This is a genomic window from Psychrobacter urativorans, assembly GCF_001298525.1.
GTDB classification, from domain to species: domain Bacteria; phylum Pseudomonadota; class Gammaproteobacteria; order Pseudomonadales; family Moraxellaceae; genus Psychrobacter; species Psychrobacter urativorans_A.
On sequence record NZ_CP012678.1, the window covers coordinates 426,624 to 450,635 of the forward strand.

A 24,012-nucleotide genomic window follows, 5' to 3' on the forward strand; every position below is an offset into this window, starting at 1 on the left:
ATTATTATAGCAAAAAGCCAGCGCGAACGTCTGGCTTCTCACAAATTTAACAGCTATCTATGCAGGATTAACGACTCGTTAATACGCAGTGATTAATCTAATTTGCGGCGCATATGTGGGAATAAAATCACATCGCGAATACTTGCCGAATCGGTAAATAGCATCACTAAACGGTCGATACCAATACCCTCACCTGCCGTTGGTGGTAAACCATAAGCCAATGCTTCAATGTAATCGGCATCAAAATGCATCGCTTCGTCGTCACCAGCATCTTTTTCGGCAACTTGACCACGGAAACGCTCTGCTTGGTCAGCAGGGTCATTCAACTCACTAAAGCCATTCGCCAATTCACGACCACCAACGAACAGCTCAAAGCGATCGGTAATCTCAGGATTGTCATCACTGCGGCGTGCTAATGGAGAAGTCTCTGCTGGATATTCAGTGATAAAGGTTGGCTGACGCAATTGATGTTCAGCGGTTTCTTCAAAGACAATAGTTTTTAATTTACCAACGCCAAACACATCTTTGACTTGCTGCTTCAAGGTATTGGCAACATAGTCCGCTAGATACTCACGGTCATCAATATGCGCCATATCAAAGCCTTCAGCATATTGCGCAATCGCATCAGACATTGATAAACGTGCAAACGGTGCTTTTAAGCTAATCGTTTCTTCTTGATACGTCAGCTCAGTACTACCCAAAATATTATCGGCTAACTCTGCAAACATACGCTCAGTCAAGTCCATCAAGTCATGATAATCAGCATAGGCTTGATAGAACTCAATCATGGTAAATTCAGGATTATGACGCGTTGATACGCCCTCATTACGGAAGCTGCGATTAATCTCAAATACTTTTTCAAACCCGCCAATCACCAAACGCTTTAAATATAACTCAGGCGCAATGCGCAAATATAGCGGCATATCGAGCGCATTATGATGTGTTTCAAACGGACGTGCGACTGCGCCACCTGGAATCGGATGCATCATTGGCGTTTCAACTTCCATGAAACGCTCGTTCAACATAAACTGACGGATACCACTAATCACTTGGCTACGAATCACAAAGGCATCACGAGTCGTCTCATTGGTCATCAAGTCTAAATGACGGTTACGATAACGCGCTTCGATATCTGCTAAACCATGAAACTTATTTGGCATCGGGCGCAGTGCCTTAGTGAGTAGGTTAAACTCTTCAATATGCACATATAAATCGCCTTTTCCTGAGCGACCGACATAACCTGAAACTCCGATAATATCACCTAAATCTAGTGACTTAATGCTCGCAAGTGTCTCTTCGCTCAACTCTTTGCGTGCCACATATAACTGGATACGACCGGTCATATCTTGGATAACGATAAATGCGCCACGGTTTAACATTACGCGACCAGCGACATTAACCTGAGTTTTCTCACCTTTCGCATCATTATCAGCAATTTCTTGCTTTGAGATGCCGTCAAACGCCGTTTGCAAGTCTTGCGCATAATCGGTGCGTTTAAATTGATTCGGATACGGCTGTTTACCTGACGCTGTTATCTCATCTAGCTTAGCTTGTAGCTGAGCGATAAGTTCATTGGCATCTTCTGGGGCTGAATTTTGATCAGAATCTAGGTGGCTTTGTTTTGACATAACACTCTCAAAATTGTTGAATAATTAGAGGAATAATAAAACGAATAAATAAGTCTAATACTTGGAAAATAATTTTTATTACTAATCGACACAAATAGCAGGTTGCGCAACGCCTTTCTTAATAACTTGACGACAGCCAAAGGGGCTGCTATCAGTGGCGCACTGCCCGACTTGCTTGGACAATCCAGCAGCAACAAATTCACCCTTATGCTCACAAGTTCCCTGACAGTCGGAAGCATCTTGACAAACTTTTCCGGCATCGGCATAAGACAGTACACATTGATAACAACCACGCCTTCCTTGCTGTGAAAACGCGCCATTTTGTGCTGCACAAGCTTGTACCATTTCGCTAGGTGGATAAACACAGCCTTGATAAGCCAACGGATCAATAGGTGTGTTCCTCTGTTCAGAACCATTGACTTCTTTTACCGGTGTTTGAGTCTGCCCAGTTGATGACGGTGAGACACTACATGCCGATAACCAAAATACGGTAAATATCGCAACAATAAAGACGGCGATATTATTGAACATTAATTTTAAAGAGGAATTATTTATTGTCATAAGAAATCCTTATACCTTTTATATTAATGGTCATCAACACTCTTAATCATTAATGCTATTAGTCATTACCACCGATACTTGCCATTAGGTCCGCTTGGTGCTCACGTAATAGCGCATCAAGCAACTCGTCCATATCGCCTTCCATAATCGCATCCAGCTTATAAAGCGTCAGATTAATACGGTGATCAGTCATGCGACCTTGCGGGAAATTATAAGTACGAATACGCTCACTACGGTCACCACTACCCACCAAATCACGGCGAATAGAATCAGCAACATCGACTTGCGCTTGCACTTTGGCTTGCTGAATTTTGGAAACCAGCATTTTCATGGCATGGGCGCGGTTTTTATGTTGGCTACGCTCTTGTTGACACTCTACCACAGTGCCAGTTGGGATGTGGGTGATACGTACCGCTGAATCGGTGGTATTCACGTGCTGACCGCCCGCGCCACTGGAGCGAAAGGTATCCATTTTTAAATCCGCAGGATTAATATCAACTGTATCATCAATCTCAACTTCTGGCATTACGGCAACAGTACAGGCGGAGGTATGTACGCGACCTTGGCTTTCTGTTTCCGGTACACGTTGCACACGGTGCGCGCCAGATTCAAACTTGAGTCGACCATACACACTGTTGCCAGATACGCGGGTAATAATTTCTTTATAACCGCCATGCTCGCCCTCATTGGCTGACAATACTTCTACCGTCCAACCTTGAGTTTGCGCATATTTTTGATACATACGGAATAAATCACCAGAGAATATCGCCGCTTCATCACCGCCCGTTCCTGCACGAATCTCTAAGAAAGCAGGTACTTTATCGTTAGGATCTTTTGGCAGCATCATCACGTTAAGTTCTTCTTCCATCTCAATAATGGCATTGCGCGCATCATCAATCTCGTCTTGCATCATCTCTTTCATGTCAGGGTCATCAGACTCTGCTAGCATGGCTTCAGCATCCGCTTGGTCGCGTTCGGCGCGTCCATAATTTAACCATAGCGTGGTGATATCCATCAAGTCGCTGTGCTCAACCGACAGCTCACGGAATTTATTATTATCGCTGATGACACTAGGATCGGACAATAAAGCGGTCACCTCTTCATAGCGGTCTACCATCTGGTCTAAGCGTAAGCGCAAGGATTCTTTCATAACGTAACTTTATCTAAATAAGGGAAATAAGACCGAGATTATAGCAAATTTTTACAGTGAAATTAAAACCACTGGACAATCTTAGTACTTATATTACTAATTATTAATAAATTAACGTGATAACTCTTTTCAAAAACGATATTCGACCACGAGCAATAACAGAATTTTAAAACAAAAAAATAGCCAAGAGTGCTCTTAGCTATTTAATTGATTATAAACTTAGACTATTAAATAAAGCCTTTGTTAAACTTTACGTACCAATACGGAACCAATAGAATAACCTGCACCGAATGAGCACATCACGCCTAAATCGCCTGACTTTAACGCATCTTTGTAACGATGGAAAACAACCATTGGACTTGATGAGCTGGTATTGGCAAATTCTGCAATCACGCTTGGGGCAATGGCTTTATCCGCTTCTTTACCCATTACCGTACGCAAGATAAGATCTATCATATTGGCGTTGGCTTGATGTAGCCACATCATCTTAACGTCACTCGGTGGTATATTATTATCATTCAAGTGTTCAAGAATGATTTCAGAAACTTTTGGGCACACTTCACGGAAGACTTTACGACCATTTTGGTTAAATAGCTTACTGGTAACCGGTGATTTAAGATCAGGATACATATCCGTACCCGCAGCTAAGTACTCTGAGCGATCCATAAAACCGTATTCGTTTTTAATATTGGTTGAAAACTGCGTGAACAGTTTGGCATTCAAAATCTCATAGCCTTTAGGCGTATCTACATCTTCAATAATACAAGCCGTTGCAACATCGCCGAAAATAAAATGGCTGTCACGATTGCGCCAGTTCAAATGCGCTGAGGTAATCTCAACGTTCACCATCGCCACACGTTTTGCCAAGCCCGTTGCTATAGTACCTTGCGCCTGTGCTAGACCAAAGGTTGCCGCGCTACACGCCACGTTCATATCAAACGCAAAACCGCCAACCATACCAATGGCATTCTGAATCTCAATAGATAACGCAGGATACGTGCGCGGAAAGTTCGAACACGCAAGAATAATACCATCTAAATCATTAGGCTCTAAGCCGGCATCTTTTAGCGCCGCTAACAATGCCGCCGTGCCCATCTCTGCCATCACGGACAATTCTGTATCCATATCACGATGCGCAATAACAGGCGCCATGATTTCAGGGTTTAAAATCCCTTCTTTTTCCATCACATAGCGTGATTTAATGCCCGATACCTTTTCGATAAATTCAGCGGATGAGTGCTGAAGCGCAGGCAACGTTTCTGCTGCTATCTCATCAGCGTGCTCTACATTATAATTATCAACATACTGATTAAATGACGTGACCAGTTCTTCATTACTAATGCTATAAGGGGGAATGTACAGACCGGTGCCGGTGATACAAGTCGTCATGATAAGCTTCCTTGTCTACTACTATATGGCTTACTAATAAGCTAAAAAGGGAAAGGAAATAGCGCAGGGCTAATTTCAATGAATAAACATTCGGTGAATAACTGTAAACTTAAAATCAATGCCTTTATTATGCCTGAATATTATTATTTTTCTAATAGTTTGTTACAAATAATCAATTACAGATAGATTACCGCTAAAGACATGCGTGCCTACTATATAATTAACGTTATATAGCATGAGCGTTTATTAGCTTAAGCGTTTATTAAAATTACGACATTCAACCACACAATAATAACTAGGAACCATAATGGGAGAGATTTTGAACTGGCTATTTAGCCAGTATGCTGACTATCCTACACTATTTATTGGTCTTGAATTAGTCGCTGTGATATTTGGGGTGGCAAGCGTGTTACTTGCTAGCAAAACCAATATTTTAGTCTTTCCTATTGGCATTATTAGTACTGCTATTTTTGTTTATTTGCTATGGGAATGGCAACTGTTTGGCGATATGTTCATCAATGCCTATTATACTGCCATGAGTCTATATGGTTGGGTCAATTGGTCAAAGAATAAAGTGAGTACTGATGAGGTTAATGAAAATCCAGACAGACAGCCGTCAGACAACTTGTCTATTGAGCATATTCAATCAAGAGATATACCCATTCTGTCTGTATTAGCCACCGTGACGACTGCCTTTGTGGCACTGATTTATTATTTCCGTCCGGTTATTAATAACAACTTTAGCTTTGATGGCGCGGTGCTCGGTTTGCATTTATTCACGTGGGTCGATTACACCGATATGCTGACTACCGCGCTATTTTTAATGGCAATGTGGCTAATGGCAAGCCGTAAAATCGAACATTGGCTCTTATGGATCGTGGCTGATGCCATCTCAGTACCGCTGTATTTTCATAAAGGTTTAACTTTCACTGCACTACAGTACGTGGTGTTTACCTTCATTGCAATCTGGGCATACTATGAATGGCAACGACGTTACCGCGTTCAATTTAACGCAGCATACGCCTAAATCTGTCATGACTGTGGCAATCTTGGGCGCAGAAAGCACGGGCAAAACTACCTTATGTCGCGATTTAGCCGCGCATTTTGGGTGCCCTTGGGTGCCAGAATATATGCGTACTTATTTACAAGAAAAATGGGATAATGAGCAAAAAACCTGTACTTGGGAGGATTTGCTACCGATAGCAGAAGGTCAAACAGCGCTAGAAAATAAGCTAGCCTTACAAGCACAGCAGACAAGTGGTTATTTAATTTGTGATACCAGTTTGTTTGAATTGATGGTTTATGCCGATTGGTATTATGGCAACTGCCCCGATGCTTTAACTAATGCAGCGCTCGCTCATCATTATGATTTGGTATTGCTAACCGAAGTCGATATTCCATGGGTCGCTGACGATTTGCGCGACAGTCCGCACGAACGTGAAGACATAAGCGCACGTTTTGCCGCCGAACTGACTCGACATCACAAATCGTTTCTGCGGATTGGCGGTGATAGAGAGGAGCGCGTTCAGCAGGTCGTGCAGTGGCTTGAGGCGTTTCATAGCTAGCGCTGTAAGCTGTATTGTAAAGACACCTTATAAAGATGCTTCTAATTTGTCTTATTTACTTGTTTAGTTAATTTGGCTATTTATCTTTACGCCAACTCTTAAAGTTCAAGAAAAAGCCTTTAAGCTTATCAGAAAAGCTAAAGGATTCGAGAAGCGGCACTTCTTCCACATGGTGGCGGATAGCAAGAACGGGTTGCTGCACCATTTTTTCATGATAATCATAGGCGCGATTAAGGCTGATACCCATCATTGCCAAATTGGTTGGGCGCGGTAGACAGCGAAATATCTGACCTTTATTAATCAAATCAATCACCATATGTGCATCTTTAAACTCTGTGAGCATTAAGACTATAAGATCAGGCTGGATATTTTTTAATGCATAGATGATCGGTGTAATGTTCTCTTGATTCAGGGTCACGTCCGCAATCGTCACACCGAACTTGTTGCGTTGTAGTAGCTCAGCTGCTTGCTCAAGGCTATTCGCCCAACTCACCGTATATGCTGGACTAAAATTATTTTTTATCTGTAAATAGACATTTTTATCGTCATCAAGCACTAAGATATGACGCTTATTACTGTTATGTTTACTATGATTATTGCTGCTAAATTCAAGTGTTTGGTGTGGGTCGATACCGTGGGTTTGCTGGGCAATTTCAGTGGCTTTATTGACGATTTTTTTAAGCTCATCATTTTGCCAAGGCTTGGTAATGTAGCGGTATATTTCGCCCTCATTGACTGAATCAATCACGGCATTTAAATCAGCATAGCCTGTTAATAATATGCGAATGGTGTTCGGTGAGGCATCTCTGACCTCACGCAGCACTTCTGTTCCTTGCTTATCAGGCATACGTTGGTCGCTGATGACTACTTGTACCTCGTGAGTGTTGATATACGTCATCAGCTCGGTGGCATCAGTGGTGGTGAACACCTCATGCGACTGCCGAAAGTGCATTTTGAGACTGCGTAAAATGCGCGGTTCATCGTCAATAAAAGCTATTCTTGGTTTTTGCATGGCACTCTCTTTAGATAAGTCATCAAGGATAAGTCATCAAGCTTTACATAAGTCATCAAGGGCATCTTAGCTTGCAAATAAGATTTTTGGTGCTTGCTGGTCATGATGAGCAGCTTGCTGAATTGGTAAACGGAGGGTAAAGGTTGTACCCTGCCCGATGTTCGAGGTCACCTTGATACTGCCGCCATGCTGTTCGATAATTTGGGTAGCAATTGCCAGTCCTAAGCCTGTGCCTTCGCCCGCTTTTTTAGTGGTGAAAAATGGCTCAAAGATACGGTTTAAGCTATCTTCTTTAATACCGTTGCCATTATCAGCGACACTCACGACTACGGTGTTGTCCATTAGGTATGAGACGATACGCAGCTCGCCTTTTTTATCAGCAGGAATGGCTTGGGCGGCATTATTAAATAAATTGAGCAGCACTTGATTGATTTGGGAGGGATTACACTGAACCAAAGGCAGCTCTGCCAAATTCGTCACGACTGTGAGCGTTTTTAAGTTATTACGCGCCATGACCAGCGAGTTATTGATACAGGCATTAATATCAATGTCTTTAATTTTAGCCTCATCAATACGCGAAAAATCACGTAAGCTGACCACCAATTCGGCGATCTGGTCGACACCATACAGCCCATCTTTGACCAAATGCGCAAGGTCATCACTGACTTCATCTTCTCTAATGTCATCACAGCATTGCAAGGTCATGGCAATGCAGTTATCGACTTGTTGTTTGTCGGATTGCGGATCATTTAAGGCACACAATAACTGCTCAGTATGATGTATCAGCTCGTCAAAGCGCATGAGATTATCGCCTACCAGTTCAAGGTTACTACGCACATAACCCAATGGTGTATTGACCTCGTGCGCAACGCCTGCGACCATCTGTCCTAACGTTGCCATTTTTTCTGAGCGTACCAGTTGTACTTGTGAGGCTTTTAATTCATCCATGGCTTGCTGCAAATCTTGCGTACGAGCAGCGACTTGTTTTTCGAGATGGACGTTAATTTCGGCAAGCGCACCTTCGTTTTCGACCACGCGGTCAATGAGCTGGTTGGTTTTATCGCTAATTACTTGAATTTCAGTGACATTCGAGATTGGTAATTTATGAGCACTGAGTTTTTGATATTGCTTTTGCTCAATTAATGTCCCCATGACCGCTACCGCATCTGCCATATGTTTCAACGGTCGCGTAAAGTAACGGCGAAAGACCCATGCGGTCAGCAGCAGAATAGGCAGAAATCCTAGTAGCATGGTGCGAATCAGCTGACTAGAGAGTGCATTTGCTACGCTCATCATATCGCTATTAGGCTTGACAATGACCATTTTCCAATAGGTGAACGGCATACGAAAGATAAAGGCGGTGGCGGGCTGCTGAAGTACAAAATCATTAGGTACAGTAACGGTATCTACCAAGTGGCTGTCTACCAGATTAAAGCCTTGGTCAACATTGAGTAGGAGCAGGGCTGAGAGTAATTGGGACTCTTGCTCACTGATTTTATTCATATTGGTTGTGCTTAAAACACTACGCGCCGCGAGCGTATAACGACCTTCATCTTTAGCAATGGCTTCATTAATCAGCTCACGGTTGACGGCATCTAAGCTAGCAGCAATAGGAACAAAGGCAGGATTGGTGGTAGCAAGCTGACTGGCTGTCATCATCTCACCTTGAGGGTTATCAGCGGTCACCTGTGTGACGATAGATTTATCCGGAAAAGTCAAAAACCGATTGTCTAAATCCACTAAGAATATATAACCCCCTACGCGCTCCTGCCATTTGTTAATCGCCTCGTCGAGGTTATCTAACAATAGATTGAATGACACCACGCCATCGAACGCTTGATTACGACTGTCATAGAGCGCCTTGACACAGGTCATCATCGGATAGTTACTGACAGGATCGACATAAGCACGGCTCCAAACACAGTGATCATGGCGGGCGTACATCGCTGGAATATACCACCAGTCGCGGTAGTAGGGATTAGGAGTTTGGGATTCATTGTCATAACGCTCTACCCGCTGCATGACCCCAGATTGGTCGCGCGACCAGACAAAGGACTGACGTTCCTGTCCCTCGGCATATCTATTAGGATCAAGCCATACGCCACCGCCGACGATTCTGGCATCAGTTTGGCGCATTAGGTTGCCAATCGTTTGCTCGTATAGGGCATTATCTTTTGGCAGCCCACCACTAATGGCACTGGTGGCTTTCGCCAATCCATCCACATGGTTGATACTCGCGGTGATGCTATTAATCATCTCATTACCCGTTTCAACCACTATCTCTGACGTCATCGCTGAAATACGCGGCTTACCTTGGGTTTCAATGACCCAAGACACCATCATAATAATGAGTAAAAAAGCCAACGCTAAAATAATCAGCATGCGCGTGGTAATACTGCCAAACTGCTTGGCTATACTCATAAAAAAATACCCTAAACCCATACGCTACGTTAGCAATCGTTAATATTGGGCTTAAGAATATGGTGTAATTGTGACAAAATGATGATAAAACCCTGATGATACGAAATAAATCAAAATACCTGATGCCTCATAGCACCGTCATGTCATTTATATGATTCATATTATTAAAGCATTATAAAAATCGCTGTAATCTGGACGCAGCCGTCATGATTTTATTAAGGATTACTGTTTGAAAGCTATCTTGTATACGATGATTGCGTTAATTACCTTTGCTGCAAACTCGCTTTTTTGCAGGATCGCTTTGACAGAAAAGTATATCGATCCTTGGAATTTTACAATAATCCGTCTTTCAAGCGCTGCGTTTTGTCTTGCCATTATTATGATTATTCGACGTTATTTTCTAAAACATCGTAACACCACTTGTCATCAAACTATGGATAGCCGCCATTTACAAGATAAAGGCAGTTGGCTAAGCAGTCTCTGTCTATTTATTTATGCGCTTTGTTTTTCGTTAGCGTATGTCGAACTAGATACTGGTACGGGCGCGCTTATTTTATTTTCAGCGGTACAGCTCACGATGATTGTCTGGGGTATTTATAACAAGGAGCGATTAAGTAACTTACAATGGTTGGCTTTTATCGTCGCAGGCATTGGCTTTATTTATTTAACGTTACCGTCAGCAACTATGCCTTCCTCATGGGGTGCAATGCTTATGTTCATCAGCGGTGTGGCATGGGGAATATATAGTATACGTGGTAAAGCCTGTTTATCGCCGCTGCACGCTACAGGTTTTAACTTTCTCAGAAGCCTAGCCGCAGTGCCGATATTGCTATTATTAGGGTTTAGCGAACTCAAGAATATCAGCGTCGATGGGGTATTATTGGCTTGCGCTTCGGGCGCGATAGCCTCTGCTATGGGCTATAGTATTTGGTATATGGCAATGCTGCAGTTAAAAAGTACCAATGCAGCAGTGGTGCAGTTATGCGTGCCTATTCTTGCAGCGCTTGCTGGGATGATTTTTTTATCTGAGCCGTTAACGGTGCGATTCATGGTGGCAAGTGCAGTAATTTTGGGTGCAGTATTGGTATTTTTATTAAATAAAAATCAAATTAACCTAAAGGTCTAGTCACGTTTTTTAAAGAAGTACACCACCATCGCTATAACATTATGACTATCTTATATATCGCGGCAATGACTATTAACTTTAGCGCCGCCAAACTCATTCAACTCTTCTTTATTACAGTTAACCTCTATTACCAGTGATATAACCTTTTACGTTATCTACGAATTACTATGTTGAATACAGAGACTACCAATTATCGTTTATAAATACCAATTATCTGATATTACTAGTTAGCTATTGTTAAAAGCTTTAGTACTTTATATTATACCTTATAATATATTTAATATTATGAATATAGTGTACTCAAAATAAATTTTCTGCGACAGGAGGTTTTATGAGTTTTATAACAGTTATTCATTCGAAACTCAGTGGAAAAAGCAAGGAATCTGAGTATAAACCTACAACATCCGTTTTAACCACGTTTAAAATTCTACGACACTGCTCAAGTAGATGTCGTTGTGGAGGATTGGCAATTCCCACTGCGAAAAAAGGATGTGTCTATAAATGTGTTCGATGTGGCCGACACTTCAATCATATCGAACATAATTTTGAACATAGAAAGAATCATTTTTCTAGTGCAAACCCATCAACGACACAGCTATCAATTAAAGAAGGGTTTGATATGAGCTGTTATGATGAAGCGATGCAGTTGCTAAAAAATGAGGATAGACATCCTACACTTTGAAAGCATTCTGTACTCTAAATATTTCTTACATAGACTACTTTTTAATAAAATGCAGATGCTATCTAGGTATCAGCATCTGCATTTTATTCCTATGCTTCATTTTTTAGGGTCGGTAAGTTAAAAGACCGTGATTACACCTTAATGAAACAGTTTTACACCTTAATCCTAACTCACCTTATCCCACATTTTACTCAGACGTTTCGGCGACACTGCCATTCGCGTTTTCATTGGTTGGGCGAACAGCTGAATGCGGTATTCTTCTACCAACCAGCGGTATTCGCTGATAGACTCGCTATCCGCACGACCTGACAAGCGCTCCATATGTAAATCAAGCGCATAGACGCCATCCAAATCCGCCTCAATATTGTGCTCAAGGCGCTCAAGGCGAATCTCAAGCGCTTCTAAATAACGCGGATATTGCTGCCAATGGCTATAATCCATCCGATAAACAAAGTCGGCAAGATGCAAGTCTTCCAGCTGGTCTTCGATATCGTCAATGGATTCACCAAAGATTTCACGATCCATCATTAACAGCCCTTGGCGAATACGTTGCCAGCGCGTATAGACAGTTTTAAGGGTCTTAATGACCGCTTGTCCAGTTAATAAGAACTGTTGCAGCACCATTTCAGCCGTCTTTTGATACTCTTCTGCCGTAAATGGTAGCTCTTCAGCCAATCCCACTGCGATATTATCGGCATTTTCCGGCAAGTCCGCACTGTGATCAAACAGCACATAATGCTCTTCAAGTGTGGCATCGAGTGCGGCATCAATAATGATGGTTTTGAGTTTTTCCATATCGCCAAGTGGCGCAAATGCTAGCTTAAAGACAGCGTCAACTTGACTGGTGAGATGTTTCTTCTTAGCACCTAGCTGCTTTTTAATCAGCGTTAACACACCAATTCGGTGTGCTTGCAGCGCTGCATTGACATCCGTATATTGATGAATGGATACTGCTTCACCAGATTTGTCCGTCACCAAAGCGGCAAACTGCTTCATCACCACACCGGCGCTATGATGATTTTTACTAAATTTAAAATGTTCAGGAAAATTAGTATGCGCGCCCTGCTGCTCATTCACTGCTTGGCGAGTTTCACTGGCATGGCGAATTTGCAAGGTTTGCAGGTCGCGACCTTTTTCAATAATGCGGTTTTTATCATCAACCACGCAGATTTGCGGTTGTAGATAACGATCAATGGTAGAAGGATTAAAGCTATCGGGCGTCACCGACATAATCCCTCGACGATGTAGCGCTTGGCATAATTGTTTAAGCAATCCTTGCGATTGCGCTGGTTGTAGCTCATCAAATAAGCTGTCAGCAGTATCAGGAATCGGTACGATTTGGCGGCGAATCTCTTTTGGTAACGATTTGAGCAGCTGCAATACCAGCTCAAAGCGCCAGCCGGGCACTCCCCATAGTAACTCAATCGCATCCAACTGCGGTAATGCCACCAATGGCACCCGAATAGTCACGCCATCATCATCACTGGCCGGATCGAAGATATAACGTAGCGGCAATTTCAAATCGCCTAACTTCCAAACTTCGGGGAAGTCGCCTGTGGTTGGCGCTTGGCTATTTAAAACATCGTCATCAGTGAAGAATAAATGCCTAGTGTCTGTTTTTTCTACCTCGGCACGCCAATCTTCAAAGGCTTTGCGACTGGCAATATGCTCAGGGATTTTTTTATCGTAAAACTGATATAGCGACTCTTCATCGACCAACAAATCACGACGGCGCAATTTGTCTTCAATACGCTCAATATCGGCAATTTTATCCAGATTATGCTGTAAAAATGGTGCCGCGCGACCCAAGTTACCTGTAACCAAACCATCACGAATAAATATTTCCCGCGATTCGACCAAATTCACTTGTTCATAGTTGGTCAGCTGCTTGCCAATAATAATCAGCCCAAATAAGCTAATCTGTGCGTAGGCTTTGACGCGACCGGTTTTTTTCGACCAGTGCGGCTCAAAGTAATGATATTTTAATAAGTTACCAGCAGCTGAGATAATCCATTCCGGCTCAATTTTGGCAACGGTACGCATAAAGACTTGGGAGGTCTCCACCATCTCAAACGCCATGACCCACGGTGGTATTTGCTTAAATACCGTACTTGCTGGGAAGATTTTAGTTTTTTGCTGACGCGCTGCTAAATATTCACCGCGATTTTCGGTTTTATGCGCAATAATAGATAACAGTCCAGTTAACAATGCGCGGTGCAAATTGGCATATTTAACCGCTTTTAGCGCTTCATCATTAACGCCCGTTGGATCACTATTGGCTAAATCATCATTTTTAGCACTGTTTTTAGCATCAGACTTACCATTAGTTATCTCATTAGTCAGCTTAAGCTCAGTGACCATTTGCACCAATTGCTTATGGGTTTGATGCCATTCACGCACACGCGGAAAGCTCAGGTAATTCTTTTTGGTAAACTGTTTGCGCTGATTTCCCGACAGCTTATTGCCGTCATCGTCTTTCTCAAACAGCGCTTTCCATAAACTTAAATAAAATAAGAAATCGGAATCGTCTTGACGAAATTCGGCATGTTTTTGATCCGCTTGCGTGCGCTTATTTGCCGGACGTTCACGTGGATCTTGCACGGCAAGCGCGGCAACGACAATCAGCATTTCACGAATACAGTCAAAATCACTACCTGCAACCAGCATACGTGCCAGCCTTGGATCGATGGGCATACGTGCCATTTGCTGCCCGATACGGGTCAGTTTTAAATGATCTAAACCTTGGCGTTTTGACTTGCTGTTTGTAGTACCGTTGCTACTGACGTCTTTGTCATATTTTTCGGTAATCGCACCCAGCTCATTGAGCAGCTTATGCCCATCCGCAACCAAGCGACTGTCAGGTGGCTCGATAAATTCAAAATCATCGACACTACCTAAGCGCAGATTCGCCATTTGCAAAATAACGGACGCCAAGTTAGTACGCAGAATCTCAGGTTCGGTAAACTCTGGACGACCAATAAAGTCCTCTTCACTATACAGACGAATACAAACGCCGGGTGCAACCCGACCACAGCGACCTTTACGCTGGTTGGCGGCAGCTTGAGCAATGGCTTCAATCGGTAAACGCTGGACGCGTGAGCGATAGGAATAGCGTGAAATACGCGCAAATCCTAAATCAATGACATAACGAATGCCAGGTACGGTCAATGCAGTCTCAGCAACGTTAGTCGCGATAACAATACGGCGACCGCGACCAGACGGCTGAAAAATGCGCTGCTGCTCTTCGTAAGTTTGCCGCGCAAATAATGGTAGCACTTCAGTATGCTTGGGTCCGTGCCGCTCAAGGACTTCTTGTAGCTCACGAATCTCAGCTTCGGTGGCGGCAAATATCAAGATATCGGCTTGATCAGCATGACCTTTGTTTTGCGCATCGCTAAAGCATTCCTCTACAGCAGCGACCACTGCACGCGGTAGATTTTCCTCAAAGTCATCATAGCTATCATCATCTGAGCTGGTTACTGGCTCATCAGTCAGTGGACGGTAACGTACTTCAACCGGAAAGCTGCGACCTTCAACATTAAAAATGGGCGCTGGTATTTTCCGTTTAAGTTTGGCATCGTAATGACTAAAGTATTCACTAAAGCGTTTAGTATCCAGTGTTGCTGAAGTAATAATGACTTTTAAATCAGGACGCTTGGGCAGTAGCTTCTTAAGATAACCCATAATAAAGTCAATATTAAGGCTACGCTCATGCGCTTCATCAATAATAATCGTATCGTATTTACTCAAAAATCGATCATGACCAAGCTCAGCCAATAAGATACCATCAGTCATCAGCTTGACTACAGATTGCGCAGTCCCTTGCTCATTAAAGCGAATTTTAAAGCTGACAGTATTGCCTAACTGCTCACCCAATTCTTCTGCAATTCGGTTTGCCACGCTGCGTGCCGCCAATCGTCGTGGCTGCGTATGCCCTATCTGCCCACGTATCCCGCGACCTGCCAGCATGGCTAATTTAGGTAACTGCGTGGTTTTACCTGAACCCGTCTCACCTGCAACGATAATCACTTGATTATCGATAATCGCTTGAATCAAATCATCGGCACGTTGGCTAACTGGCAAGTCAAGATTTAACTTTGCTGGCAAATTCGCCGGAATACTATCGATACGCGCTTGTACCGCTTGCTGCGAACGTGTTTTTAACTTTTCAAAATTAGCACGTTTTTTAGCTACATTTTCATCAGCTTGTTTAGCAGAACCGGCACGTTTAAGTTCGCGTTCAAGACGGCTGAGATAATACTCATCTTTTGCAAGTACCGGTAAATCAGCAGAAACCATATCTTGAGTTTCTGTGTTTCCTTCTGGCTTGTTATTCGTATTCAGATGCAGATTTTCAGCTTGTGTATGTTGGCTGTTTTCTTGCTTGCTTTTTGAAGTATCAGGCATATTTACTTAGGCTATTTATTATTTAAGGTTAGGTAGATTATGGGGTTAATTGACGCATGATTCAAGCTAGGAATATGTTGATAAGAATTACATTGGCGATAATTAATATTTTTACCTAAATGCATACTATAAATTTAATTCTAGTAATTTCGATAAAAATCGTTAGAATCACCTACAACCTAAGAGGCTCAATTTACAATACAACTTTAGATTAAGGAAAATCTATGTCAATTTGGTCATGTACAAAAATCACTATTTTACCAATATTAGCAATTTCGCTGACGGGTTGCCTAAGTAGTCAATCCTATCAACCCTCCGCTAATGCTCAGACTGCAAAAATGAGTTACGATATTGACACTTCAAGTTTTTATAGCCCTAATCGCTTCATAGATCGAGGCTTTATTGAGCGTATAGATATCCAACTCAAACACAGTCGTGTGGGTACGCCAGATACTATAAACATGGAACTTAAAGACCTAGGTAGTTTCAGACCGATTAATATAATTGAGGCTAATAAACCTTTAGCGTTTACTTATGAACATAAAGTAGTAAAAGGACTAGGAGACTGGCCATTGTTATGCGTTGTTGCTGTAAATGCAACCCTAATACCAAATGGAAATTACGTATTAAAGGGCAATACAACAACTGAAAAATTTAGAAGTAAAACTAATTTTATGGGTGAAAAAATAGAAGCCGAAGATACCAGTTGTCAAGTTCAAATTATTGATACTCAATCTAATAAAGTTATAGGGGAAGGCCGTACGCAGAAATTTGAAAAAATGATTCCAATCTATAATCGATTTTAAATACTTTGTTCCATAATGGATAGAAATAGCAGTATTTGCTTAGGCTATTTATTGTTTAAAAGTAGTTAGATTATGGGGTTTATTGGGCTATGATTCAAGTTACTGTTATTTCAGTTACTATTTTTTAAATACTTTGATTTAACCCTTGTGATTAAAATAAAGCATTCATAAAGTCAAAATAAAAAATCCCAAGCCACCGCTTAATAAATGCAAGCGACGCTTAGGATTTGGCGATAATTATACAAAAAACACTTATGCCATTAGTAGGTTAAGCAGCACTCAACCGATTATAACGATTCACGCCTGCAACAATCGTCTGCTCAATCACCCTATCGTCACCAAGCATCATTAACACAAACAGCTTCTCATCAAGCGTTTTGGTTTGTGCCATTCGGCGTTCTAGTAGTGGCGTTGCTGCCATATCAATGACCACAAAATCCGCTTCTTTATTAGGCATAAAGTTACCAATTTTATCGTCTAATACCAGCGATTGGGCATTGCCAAGCGTAATTTGATATAAGCCTTGATGCGCGGATAAGGGATTACTTTGTAATTGCTGTACCTTGTACGCTTCTGACAAGGTAGTGAGCATCGATAAGCTCGTGCCAGCACCAACATCAGTAGCGATACTCACGCCCGTGTAGCTTAACGTTTTAGGTAAATCAAACAATCCACTACCTAAAAATAAATTTGAGGTCGGGCAATGGGCGATTTGTGTGCCTGTCTCGCGCAGCCTTTCATACTCGGCAGTCTTGAGATGAATACCATGCGCCAACGTCGTACGGCGACCCAGCAAACCCATGTCGTCATAAACGTCTAAATAGCCTTTATGATTGGGATATAGACTGCGTACAAAGGCGATTTCATCGTGATTTTCCGCCAGATGGGTTTGCAGATAGACGTTGTCATAACTGGCGTATAACTCGCCCGCCATTTGCAATTGTTTGGGCGTTGAAGTGATGGCAAAGCGCGGGGTAATCGCCACATGCTGACGCCCGCGCTCATGCCATTTATCGATAACATCTTGCGTATCACGAATGCCTTGCTCAGTTGGCGCACACAAATTGGCAGGCGCGTTTTGATCCATCAATACATTACCCGTAATCATACGGGTATTAAGTCGCTGACTTTCGGTAAAAAAGGCTTCCACAGATTGAGGATGGCTGGTAGAAAATACTAAAGCGCTCGTTGTTCCATTAGCAAGCAGCTGATTTAAAAAGAACTTGGCTGTGTCCTGCGCAATCTGTGGATCAGAAAAATTTGCTTCAGTCACAAAAGTATAATTATTGAGCCAGTCAAGCAACTGTTCACCGAAAGCAGCCATCATATCTATCTGCGGATAGTGCACATGGGTGTCAATAAAGCCGGGCATAATAAGCTTATTTTTATAGTCATGAATCTGAACGGGATTATGACCCTCTTTAGCATGAGCATATTCAGTTAATATAGTCTCACTACTACCATAATCAACAATTAAACCCGTCACATCATCGACAACAAGTGCACCATTAGCGATATATTCAGGATACACATTCACGCCAGCAACCACAGGCATAAGCGTGACACCTTTATCAACTATTGGCATTTTTGGTAAGCGCTTAGCCACATCATCTTCGGTAAGATAATGTAGCAATTGGGCTTGGTAGATATGTAGGGTCATGGATATACCTCTTAGCGCTTTAGTAGTACCCAGCTTTTAAATGTTGAGTTATGAGAATATAAATTAAATTAATTGTGCAACCACTATGCTATAGCTGACGATTGTACTGTTGTAAAATCTGAGCAGCGATGGAAACAGCAACTGCCATAGGTTCTTTGCCACCGATTGGCAGACCAATTGGCATGGTTAACTTATCAACCATGTGTTCATTATAGCCACGCTGAAGTAACCGATCTTTAAAGCGTTTGGCTTTGGTTGCCGAGCTAATACAACCAATATACGGCATTGAATTTCTTTCGTTATCATTTGCTAAACCACTATCTATAGTCGCACGTACTAAATCAAAATCAAGGCTATGATCATGAGTCATAATCAGAATAAAACGCTGACCACCTTGTCCGTTAAACGGTTCAATAAAAGGTCGTACAAAATCAACAGGCTCATCGGTGATGTGCGGACGAATATGCGCAGGAAGTTGATAAAGAGCGGGTGTATCTAAACCATTTAAACCTTGCTGTAAACTTTCTTTTCCATGCGATTTATTGAGTAAATAAGGTTCGAACATCTCAGGACGACTGTCTACCCAATCCACTTGGCAAGGCAATTCGGCAAGTATGGTCATTAGTGCTGCTGCAACATGCCCAGCGCCAAATACTAATATCGACAGCGGTGGCGTCACATTAAAGCATTCAAACATAACAGTGACACTACCGCCGCAGCACTGTGCTAGCTTAGCTCCCAGTGGATAATGCTTGGTATAAATAGCATTGCGGCGAACTGTCTTTTTATCTGGCGCTTGTGTTGAGACGGATGCTTCTATCGCACCATTTAACAATTGCCGCGCGGTACTCATCACATCATGCTCAAGTCCACCGCCACCCAGCGTATCGCAGTAACCATCTTTTGTGATGATCATTTTTGCTTGTAAAGCGCGCGGTGCTGAGCCGTTTACAGCAACGATAGTCGCCAATACGTGCGATACCCCTTGCTGCTGACACTGCGCTAAACCATCATACCAGCGTGTAGGCGCACTGAAGTTAAAACCAGTGGACGGCAACAATGACTTACTCACTGTGCGCCGGTCCTCTCGCGGTTGCGACATTCGGCTGCTCTATTGCTTCAGGCTGATCGTCAACTAACTGACCTTCAACTTCAGGTGGCTTGATATCTTTGGCATGACGTACTTGCTGCGGTTTGACTTTATCATCATCAATACCGCAAGCATCATCTTGAGTTAAGCTATCAATAGAATCAATATCTACTTTAGCATCAATATCCCATGCAGTACCTTCCATTCGCATGACTGCTTTTAGCACCGCTTCTGGCGTAGCTGGCATGGTCAGCTCTGGATTTTTCTGATAATTACCTAAACTTGCTACTGCATTATTAATCGCGCACCACACGCTCGCTGCTAACATAAAGGGCGGCTCGCCAACGGCTTTAGAATTATAAATAGTCTGCTCTTCATTTTTACGATCAAAGAGTTTAACGCTCCACTGTTTCGGTAAATCGTGCGCGGTAGGTATTTTATAGTTAGCCGCAGCATTAGATACTAACTTACCTTTTTTATCCCATATCAGCTCTTCTGTGGTCAGCCAGCCCATGCCTTGGATGAAGCCGCCCTCAATCTGACCGATATCAATCGCTGGATTAATCGACTGTCCGACATCGTGCAAAATATCGCAGCGCAACACTTTATATTCGCCAGTCAAAGTATCAATCTCAACCTCAGTGCACGACGCGCCTAATGCATAATAAAAGAACGGACGACCCCATGCTTTTGAGCGGTCATAAAATATCTTCGGCGTTTTATAATATCCGGTAGACGATAGGCTGATACGGTGCTGATAGGCTAGAAGAATCATTTCGGCAAAGGTAAAAGTTTCCTTGTCACCAATATAAACATGATTGTTCTCAAAACGTATGGCTTCTGGCGCCACTGCAAAATGTTCAGCAGCAAACTCAACGAGTCGACCTTTAATGGTTAAACAAGCATTTTGTGCCGCTTTACCATTAATATCCGTTCCGGATGAGGCGGCAGTCGGTGAGGTATTGGGCACTTTATCGGTTCGGGTTGCCGATACTTTTACGGTATCCAAATCAACATCGAATTCATTGGCAACGATTTGGGCGATTTTAATATATAACCCTTGCCCCATCTCTGTACCACCGTGATTAATATGAATACTACCATCAGTATAAATGTGAACCAACGCACCACCTTGATTTAAGGTCTGCACGGTAAATGAGATACCAAATTTTACCGGAGTTAATGCCAATCCAAAGCGGATGTCACTACCTTCACTCTGTGCCTGTTTATTCTTCTCTGTAATTTTCTTACGGCGCTGATGATAATCACAATCATCTGCTAAATTTGCCATCAAAGTCGCTAAATCAAAATGCTCGATTGGCTGTCCATAATGGGTACTTTGACCGTTTTGGTACAAGTTGTTTAAGCGCACTTGTAGTGGGTCTTGTCCTAAAGTATAGGCGATATGATCCATCATATATTCAGCAGTCATTACCCCTTGCGGACCACCAAAACCACGATAGGCGGTATTCGATACCGTATGCGTTTTGCAGCGGTGACCGGCAACATTAGCCGCTGGATAATAATAGGCATTATCACAATGGAACATGGCGCGATCGACAATCGCATCGGACAAATCAGGCGAATAACCGCACAATCCTGCCAGCTGCATATCAACACCGACAATTTTTCCAGATTCATCAACGCCAACATCATAGCGATTAGCAAACTCGTGGCGTTTGCCCGTGACTACCATATCATCTTGCCGATCAAGGCGCATACTTACAGGTATATTATGGCGCTTAGCAACGATGGCACAAAAGCACGCCCATGCTGCCGCTTGCGTCTCTTTACCACCAAAGCCGCCGCCCATTCTGCGCACGATGGCATTGACCGCATGAAACGGCAAGTCCGTTACTTCAGCAACGAGCTGCTGTACTTCGCTCGGATGTTGCGATGAGGTATAAACCTCAAGCCCGCCATCATCACAAGGGGTCACATACGCTACCTGACCTTCAAGATAAAAATGCTCTTGCCCAAGCATATGAATGTGCCCAGCAATACGTGTCGGTGCATTTTTTAATGCCTCCTCAGCATCACCACGCTGCATAAAGTGACTTGGACGCACAAAATGCTCTTGCTCAAGCGCATCCTCAATATTTAAAATTGCGGGCAATGTCTCATACTCAACCACCGCATTGAGCGTGGCTTTTTTTGCCGCGCGGTGACTGGTTGCCACCACTAAGAACAGCGTTTGCCCAACGTATTCTGTAATTTTATCGACCATCAACGGATCGCCATCGAATACTGGACCGATATCGGTTTTTGCGGTTAAATCTTTAAAAGTAATAACGTCAATCACGCCATCAGCCGCTTTCACCGCTAATAAATCCATGCTTAAAACGCGAGCATGCGCATGGCTACTTTTACCAACGGCTAAATGCAACGTACCTTGCGGCTTTAAAATATCATCCACATAAGTCGCCGTGCCCATGACGTGACTAATCGCACTGTCGTGCTTGGCTGAAGTGCCGATTTTATTTTTCGCTGGGCGCACGCGGCGATTAGGGTAACTATCGAATAGGCTAGAATGATGGCTCATAGTGTGTCTCTTTTAGTTACTTTTTTTAATTATTTTTTTAGTCAATGGTGCAATGAGATTCTTTTTAACTCAGTCGATGCTATAGCTGTTTTATAGTAGGTAAATCACAGCGTTAGGCACTCTCCGTTTGCACCTTTTCAACCAATTTTTTGCCACATTTAACCAATAAGCGCTGCATCACATGCATACGGTATTCACGGCTGGCGCGCACATCAGTCATCGGTGACACATCTTGCGGCAAGGCTTGCGCTGCCTGTTCAAAACTTGCAACGTCGATAGATTGGTTGACAAGCGCTTGCTGACAATTCGATGCTAATAACGGCACGGCTGCCATTCCGCCTAAGCCTAATTTTGCATTATTAATAATCGTGCCATCTGCTGAAAGGGCAATTTTTGCAGCAAGTAGACAAGCAGAAATATCATCTTCGTAACGCTTACTAATCTTGTGAATAAATAAATGCTGATTGTCTTGCATCAATGGAATATGAAGGGCAACAATATAGCTGCCTGCGCGCAGCTTAGTCTTTTTATAATCTAAAAAGAATTCTGCTAACGGTATGATTTCATCAATAAATGACTGTTCATTACTAGTAGTCTGACAATGACGCATATGAATTCGCGCTTCTAACGCCAATAAAATCGGCGGCAAATCTCCGATTGGCGACGCATTCGCCACATTGCCGCCAATCGTACCCATATTACGGATTTGCGGGGAAGCAATGCGCTCAAATAACGCCCCAAACTCGGGGAAATACTGCTCAAGGATAGGCAGCATGTTGTGATAACTCATGCCAGCGCCGAGAACTAGCTCTTGAGAGGAGAATTGAGATTTAGCAGTTTCTTCGATATCAGCCAATGACCAAGATTTTAATTCCTCAACGGCGGACAGCTGAACAATACTCTCATGGTCAACTAAGTGCTGCGTGATGCTCAAGCCTAAATCCGTACCGCCTGCCCAAATGGTTGCCTCTGGATGTGTAATCAATGCTTGATTTAACTCGTCGATAGACTGCGGCATAAACAGCTGACGCGACCCGTCGACAAGTGCGGGTTCAACGGCTTTCACTGTCGATAGCGATTGCTCATTATCAATCTGCTCATTTTTACTTTGACTGTTCGACATCACATCAATAGCAAAATTGAAGGTTAAGTCTTTTGCTACCTGCTCATTATCTTGCTGCTGACCGATTTCTTCCATCAGTAAGCCGGCTTCAATAATCGGGCGATAACCTGTACAGCGGCACAGATTTCCTGATATTGAGGCAACAATATCGTCATAACTCAAATTATTATCACTTTGTTTATCACTGGCAGCATTTTGACCTTTTTGCAGACGCTTATTCTCGTAAACACTTGCCAACGACATCACGAAACCGGGGGTGCAGAATCCACACTGTGAGCCATGACAGTCGACCATAGCTTGCTGGGCGGGATGCAGACGCGCACGCTCAGGATGATTTTCTGGATTGTCCGCTAAATAAGACGCCGTCATCACATGGTGACCATCCATCAGCGACAATAGCGTGATACAAGAATTTAACGTATAAAACGGCTCTGGATTGGCAACAGTTGCGCCATCCATTGGCAAGCGCTGCGCCATGACCGTACAAGCACCACAATCGCCACTGCCGCAGCCTTCTTTGGTATCTGTCTGGCGCACATGCAGACGCAAATACTCAAGCACGGTAGTATTAGGATTAAGATGGGTAAGCTCATGGCGCTTGCCGTTGAGATAAAATTTAATCATAGTAATACTCAATCAATCTGAAAAAAGAAAACCAAACATCTTTGGCTCTTCAATTATGTAGTTATCAATTATATTTAGACAGCTTACACCAGATTATTGTTGAAATATCTGCTTTTTTACTGGTGCTGATAAAAACAGAATAAAAATATAATCAAAAAATTATGTAAAAAAATGGTCAGTGCTCAACTATTAAAGATAATAAAACCTTTATAAATGAACACTGACC

At 42.8% G+C, this 24,012-nt stretch carries 15 protein-coding genes; 4 read left to right on the top strand and 11 right to left on the bottom strand.

Going from position 1 to position 24,012, the window contains the following annotated elements:
• Nucleotides 1-92: 92 nt before the first annotated feature.
• The 4 genes from lysS to AOC03_RS01840 form a co-directional block, all read right to left on the bottom strand.
• Entirely contained in the window at nt 93-1,628 is a 1,536-nt protein-coding gene (gene lysS, locus AOC03_RS01825) for a lysine--tRNA ligase (protein ID WP_062533336.1), read from the bottom strand.
• Between the two features lie 81 nt (nt 1,629-1,709).
• Nucleotides 1,710-2,189 (bottom strand): hypothetical protein, encoded by a 480-nt coding sequence (locus tag AOC03_RS01830; protein WP_062533337.1) that lies wholly within the window; start codon nt 2,187-2,189, stop codon nt 1,710-1,712.
• 58 nt (nt 2,190-2,247) lie between these two features.
• On the bottom strand, nt 2,248-3,339 hold the full coding sequence (prfA, locus tag AOC03_RS01835; RefSeq protein WP_062533338.1) for a peptide chain release factor 1: 1,092 nt from the start codon (nt 3,337-3,339) through the stop codon (nt 2,248-2,250).
• 243 nt (nt 3,340-3,582) lie between these two features.
• Entirely contained in the window at nt 3,583-4,728 is a 1,146-nt protein-coding gene (locus AOC03_RS01840) for a beta-ketoacyl-ACP synthase III (RefSeq protein ID WP_062533339.1), read from the bottom strand.
• Between the two features lie 307 nt (nt 4,729-5,035).
• Here AOC03_RS01840 and pnuC point away from each other — a divergent pair, with 307 nt between their 5' ends.
• Both pnuC and AOC03_RS01850 read left to right on the top strand, forming a co-directional pair.
• On the top strand, nt 5,036-5,755 hold the full coding sequence (gene pnuC, locus AOC03_RS01845; protein WP_062533340.1) for a nicotinamide riboside transporter PnuC: 720 nt from the start codon (nt 5,036-5,038) through the stop codon (nt 5,753-5,755).
• 7 nt (nt 5,756-5,762) lie between these two features.
• Nucleotides 5,763-6,293, top strand: coding sequence for an AAA family ATPase (locus AOC03_RS01850; RefSeq protein ID WP_227514263.1), 531 nt, complete (start codon nt 5,763-5,765; stop codon nt 6,291-6,293).
• Nucleotides 6,294-6,369: 76 nt separating this feature from the next.
• On the opposite strand, the gene AOC03_RS01855 is transcribed toward AOC03_RS01850, so the two are convergent.
• Together AOC03_RS01855 and AOC03_RS01860 are read right to left on the bottom strand one after the other, a co-directional pair.
• A complete protein-coding gene (locus AOC03_RS01855; protein ID WP_062533342.1) occupies nt 6,370-7,305 on the bottom strand; it encodes a response regulator in 936 nt (311 codons plus the stop codon).
• 66 nt (nt 7,306-7,371) lie between these two features.
• On the bottom strand, nt 7,372-9,726 hold the full coding sequence (locus tag AOC03_RS01860; RefSeq protein WP_062533343.1) for an ATP-binding protein: 2,355 nt from the start codon (nt 9,724-9,726) through the stop codon (nt 7,372-7,374).
• A gap of 379 nt (nt 9,727-10,105) precedes the next feature.
• Here AOC03_RS01860 and AOC03_RS01865 point away from each other — a divergent pair, with 379 nt between their 5' ends.
• A complete protein-coding gene (locus tag AOC03_RS01865) occupies nt 10,106-10,852 on the top strand; it encodes a DMT family transporter (protein ID WP_335337855.1) in 747 nt (248 codons plus the stop codon).
• An 847-nt stretch (nt 10,853-11,699) separates the two neighbouring features.
• On the opposite strand, the gene hrpA is transcribed toward AOC03_RS01865, so the two are convergent.
• Nucleotides 11,700-15,833 carry an ATP-dependent RNA helicase HrpA gene (hrpA, locus tag AOC03_RS01870; RefSeq protein ID WP_062536370.1) on the bottom strand — a complete coding sequence of 1,378 codons (4,134 nt, stop codon included), beginning with the start codon at nt 15,831-15,833 and terminating at the stop codon, nt 11,700-11,702.
• Nucleotides 15,834-16,165: 332 nt separating this feature from the next.
• Between hrpA and AOC03_RS01875 the strand changes: the two genes are divergently transcribed.
• A complete protein-coding gene (locus AOC03_RS01875) occupies nt 16,166-16,747 on the top strand; it encodes a hypothetical protein (protein WP_062533345.1) in 582 nt (193 codons plus the stop codon).
• Nucleotides 16,748-17,015: 268 nt separating this feature from the next.
• On the opposite strand, the gene guaD is transcribed toward AOC03_RS01875, so the two are convergent.
• From guaD to xdhA, 4 genes are all read right to left on the bottom strand, one after another.
• A complete protein-coding gene (gene guaD / locus AOC03_RS01880; protein WP_084785740.1) occupies nt 17,016-18,407 on the bottom strand; it encodes a guanine deaminase in 1,392 nt (463 codons plus the stop codon).
• Nucleotides 18,408-18,495: 88 nt separating this feature from the next.
• On the bottom strand, nt 18,496-19,479 hold the full coding sequence (xdhC, locus tag AOC03_RS01885; protein WP_062533346.1) for a xanthine dehydrogenase accessory protein XdhC: 984 nt from the start codon (nt 19,477-19,479) through the stop codon (nt 18,496-18,498).
• Nucleotides 19,472-22,039, bottom strand: a complete 2,568-nt coding sequence (gene xdhB, locus AOC03_RS01890; protein WP_062533347.1) for a xanthine dehydrogenase molybdopterin binding subunit — start codon at nt 22,037-22,039, stop codon at nt 19,472-19,474. The genes xdhC and xdhB overlap by 8 nt, the downstream gene beginning before the upstream one ends.
• Before the next feature lie 112 nt (nt 22,040-22,151).
• Nucleotides 22,152-23,786 (bottom strand): xanthine dehydrogenase small subunit, encoded by a 1,635-nt coding sequence (gene xdhA / locus AOC03_RS01895; protein WP_062533348.1) that lies wholly within the window; start codon nt 23,784-23,786, stop codon nt 22,152-22,154.
• Nucleotides 23,787-24,012: the final 226 nt, after the last annotated feature.